The 4,502-nt window shown below is 49.9% G+C and carries 5 protein-coding genes; all 5 read left to right on the top strand.

Features of this window, described 5'->3' with window-relative positions:
• Positions 1-360, top strand: a 360-nt coding sequence (locus AC3DOM_RS15985; RefSeq protein WP_487920038.1) for a MaoC/PaaZ C-terminal domain-containing protein, incomplete at its 5' end; no start/stop codon positions are given.
• 113 nt (positions 361-473) lie between these two features.
• Positions 474-3,533: a transglycosylase domain-containing protein gene (locus AC3DOM_RS15980; protein ID WP_487920037.1), complete on the top strand. Its 3,060-nt coding sequence runs from the start codon at positions 474-476 to the stop codon at positions 3,531-3,533.
• Between the two features lie 66 nt (positions 3,534-3,599).
• Complete coding sequence (locus AC3DOM_RS15975) at positions 3,600-3,860, top strand: type II toxin-antitoxin system RelB/DinJ family antitoxin (protein WP_487920036.1); 261 nt, start codon at positions 3,600-3,602, stop codon at positions 3,858-3,860.
• On the top strand, positions 3,860-4,129 hold the full coding sequence (locus AC3DOM_RS15970) for a type II toxin-antitoxin system YafQ family toxin (protein WP_487920035.1): 270 nt from the start codon (positions 3,860-3,862) through the stop codon (positions 4,127-4,129). The genes AC3DOM_RS15975 and AC3DOM_RS15970 overlap by 1 nt, the downstream gene beginning before the upstream one ends.
• Positions 4,130-4,349: 220 nt before the next feature.
• Positions 4,350-4,502, top strand: a 153-nt coding sequence (locus tag AC3DOM_RS15965; protein WP_487920039.1) for a DUF433 domain-containing protein, incomplete at its 3' end; no start/stop codon positions are given.

Raw genomic sequence — 4,502 nt, 5'->3', positions numbered from 1 at the left:
TTTGCAGGTCTTTCTGGCGACTATAACCAGATCCACACTGATGCCCAGTATAGCGAGAATTCGCCTTTTGGCGCGCGCGTGGCCCATGGCTTGCTGGGGCTTTCGATCGCATCCGGTTTGGCCCTGCGCACTGGCGTGCTGGAGGGTACCGTGATGGCCTTCCGCGAGATCAATACCTGGAAATTTATCAAACCGATCTACCTTGGTGATACGATCCATGTCGAAATGGAGATCACTGCGACCAAAGCCCTGCGTGGCGTAGGTGGCGGCTCTGTTATTCTGCAAATGTATGTGCAGAATCAAGATGGAGATACGGTCATGAAAGGGTCCTGGACGACTCTGGTCATGTCTAAACCATAACCTTTTTTTACCACGAAGACACTAAGAGCACGAAGAAAATCTTTGTGAAAATCAAGAAAAACTTTGTGTACTCTGTGTCTCTGTGGTGATATTTACGCCCATTCGAGAAAACTATGCCAACACCCGAAGACCGAGACGAGTATTTACGCCGCCTGATTGCCTCAGAAGATGAGACACAGGCCGATATCCCTGCCCCTCCGTATCCGGATGCCTCGTCAGAGGAGACAAAATCCAGCGTTTATGATTCTCTTCCACGTCGTGTGGACGAAAGAGATATGGGCGCGACCCGGGTCACGCCTGCTGCATTTAACCCTGTTTCGCGGCCAGCACACCCCGCCGCGCGACAAGAAAAGAGGGCTTCTCAAGGGGTAAATCTTCGCAAGGGTTGGGGATGTATTTTGCGCAGCCTGATCTTATTCATCTTCGGGTTGATCATCGCTGGACTGGTCGCGGGGTCTTATGCCCTCTACCAATACAACGTGATCGCCTCGACCCTCCCCGATGTGGACGATTTGCGGGCGCGGGCTTCCCAATTTGAAACCACGCGCATCCTCGATAGCGAGGGGCATATTCTCTACGAAATTCTGGATCCAAACGCAGGGCGGCGCACCTATATTTCGCTGGAAAACATCTCTCCCCTCCTGGTCGCAACAACCATCGCAACCGAAGATAAGGAATTTTATAACCACCCCGGCTTCGATGCGGTCGCGTTGGTACGCGCGCTCTGGCAAAACTACTCCAGCGGGGAAATTGTCTCAGGCGCCTCGACGATCACTCAGCAGTTGGCGCGGATGCTGCTTCTCTCGCAGGAAGAACGCTTCGAACAGACTTATCGCCGAAAAGCGCGTGAGATCATCCTTTCTACAGAGATCACACGCCGTTACAGCAAAGATGAAATCCTGGAACTTTATCTCAACGAAGTTAATTATGGCAATCTCTCCTACGGAATCGAAGCCGCAGCAGAGACTTACTTCAACACAACCGCTGATAAATTGAGCCTTGCCGAGGCGAGCTTTCTGGCAGGGCTGCCACAATCGCCTTCGATCCATGATATTCACACCAATCGCGAAGGCACCCTGCTCCGTCAGCGCGATGTGATCTTCCTCTCTTATCGGCTTAGCGAAGAAAAAGGTTGTATAGCTGTTAGCAACAGTGATGAGCTGGTCTGCATAGGGGCGCTGGAAGCGGTCCATGCTGTTGAAACGATTGAGAATTACACCTTTAATCCACCTAATATTTCCATCCGTTATCCCCATTGGGTAAATTACGTGCGTAGTATTCTCGAAGAAAAGTATGATGCCCAGACGATCTATCGCTCTGGTTTCACGGTCTATACAACCCTTGTCCCCGATTTTCAGGATACTGCCCAGCAGATGGTTTCCAGCCAGGTGGCGGCCTTAAATGACCGCAATGTCCAGAATGGAGCTTTGGTGGCAATTGACCCGAAGACGGGGAAGATCCTCGCGATGGTCGGTTCACCTGATTTTGATAATGCCGCGATCTCAGGGCAGGTCAATATGGCCACCAGCCCAACGCGTCAACCGGGTTCCTCGATCAAGCCAATCACTTATTTGGCCGCCTTTGAAAAAGGCTGGACCCCCTCCACCCTGATCTGGGATGTGCCCTCCGAGTTTCCGCCCTCGGGCGATCCAAATGATCCACGGGAACCCTATAAACCTGTCAATTACGACGAGCGTTTTCATGGCGCCGTCACCTTGCGTGTAGCGCTGGCAAATTCCTTTAATATCCCGGCGGTAAAAGCCCTCGATTTTGTCGGCATTTACGATGACCCTGATACCGAAGAAAAGGAAGGCATGATCGCCATGTCCGAGCGGCTTGGGATTAGCACCCTCTCAGAGCGGAAAGATTACGGTCTTGCATTAACCCTTGGCGGTGGCGATGTCAGCCTGCTGGAGATGACCGGGGCATTTGCAGTAATGGCAAATGAAGGGGTTCGCATCCCGCCGGTGGCGATCACCAAAATCCTCGATCATAACGGAGAGCTTGTCTACGAGTACAACCCTCCACCAGGGGAGCAGGCCCTTCGTCCGGAGCATGCTTTCCTGATCTCGTCGATTTTATCGGATAATCCCGCTCGCACATGGATGTTTGGGCCCAATTCCTATCTAAATCTCCCTTTCCCCGTTGCGGCGAAAACCGGCACATCCAATGATTATCGCGATAACTGGACAATGGGCTACACCCCCAATCTCGCGGTGGGAGTCTGGGTGGGCAATGCCGATTACACCCCGATGAATCAAACCACCGGGTTAAGCGGTGCTGCGCCGATCTGGTCACAATTTATGCAGACAGTCGCCCCTCAGTTGGCCGAAGGTGCATCCCTGGGATTTGCCCGTCCTGAAGGAATTATCGATAAAGTGATCTGCTCCATTTCTGGCACAGAGCCTTCGAATTCCTGCAAAAGCGGCAGCCGCACTGAAGTTTTCGCCGCCGACCAACCACCCCTTCCCTCCGGGATGGATTTATGGCGCAGGGTGACCCTTGATACCTGGACGGGCCTCGAAGCTTCCGATTCCTGTGATGATTTCACCAAAACAGAGATGGTGATGCGCGTAGATGATGATTGGGCGCGGCAATGGCTTGATACCAATACGGGCAAAAATTGGCTCGAAGCGCATGATTTCCCTAAAAATATTATCTATGCGCCAAACCGGGAATGCAACGGGAACGATCCCCAGCCCATTCTTCGCTTTACCAATCTTGATGAGGGGCAGATCATCACCGCCAATAACCTCGATATCTTAGGCATCGTCACCGTAAAAGATAATTTTGGTCGTTGGCGCCTGGATTATGGGCAGGGCGAAGAGCCCTCAGAATGGACGGTGATGATTGCTGATAGTGGTGCCCAGTATGAGACTCCTGAAAAGCTGGCCACCTGGGATTTGGAAGATATTCCAAATGGTGTCATTTCTCTACGCCTGACTTTGGATGGGGATAAAGGGGATGCCACTGCCGAGCGGATCGTTCACGTGACGTTGAACGTGCCCACGCCAACCCCAACGCCGACGGCCACTCCCACCTCTACCGAGACACCACCCCCAACCCTCCCGCCGACGGCGATCCCAACAGCGACGAATACCCTGATACCTACTGCAACTTTTACCAAAACGCCTTTGCCAACCGAGACTCCCATCCCGGCGGTGACGCCGTAGATGACACAAAAATGTGTTAGAATGTCCGTACATTGGAAGTACACTTAAGTCTAAATACGGTGAACTATGATCAAAACATCTACAATTTCAGCAAGAATTGACCCTGAGTTAAAAAATAAGGCGGAGCGGGTTTTTAAAGAATTAGGATTATCCTCCTCGCAAGCAATTACACTTTTTTACAAGCAAGTGGAGCTTCAACAAGGATTACCCTTTATAGTTAAGATTCCAAACAAGCTCACAGCGGTTGCATTGGAAGATGCGAGATTGCGCAGCAACCTTGAGAGTTTCAATACACCAGAAGACCTTTTTGACGATTTGGGGATTTAATGAAAACGCCCCGTCGGACATCGCAATTAAAAAAAGATGTCAAGCGAATGGGAAACCGTGGAAATAAATTCGAAGTGTTCAAAGAAGTCATCAGAAAACTGGTAGCAGGAGAAAGTTTGGATTCCAAATATCGGGATCATCTTTTAGTTGGTCAATACAAGGGGACTCGTGAATGTCATATTGAGCCAGATTGGTTACTTATCTACGAGGTAAACGAAACCGAGCTTCTTCTCGTTCGTACGGGCACACATTCTGATTTGTTTAAGTGATTTATCGCAAGGGGATGAAATGATCGCGATTCCGGAAGTACAGTATCGATACACCGATTGCTGAAAAATCGGAGAAGCATATGGAAATGGCCGAGATCGCCAATCATGCGAATGTGATCTCAAACAGATTATTTATGGATAGAATTTTTGGGTGAAAACAAAGGGCGCTTTAAAAGTCTTAATATTCTCGATTATAATGAAATACAGAGGTTGAAATCTTATGACTGAGAAAAAAATGCTTGAAAGAATTGTCGTTGACCCGAATATCAAGGTTGGAAAACCTGTGATTAAGGGGACGCGCCTGACAGTTGAATATATTTTAGGTCTCTTGGCGCAGGATGCTTCATTTGAAGAGATCATTGAAGAATACGCA

It is taken from the genome of Candidatus Desulfolinea nitratireducens (genome assembly GCF_982879505.1).
Note: the sequence above shows the minus strand (reverse complement) of the source record. Positions and strands in the feature narration are given on the sequence as shown.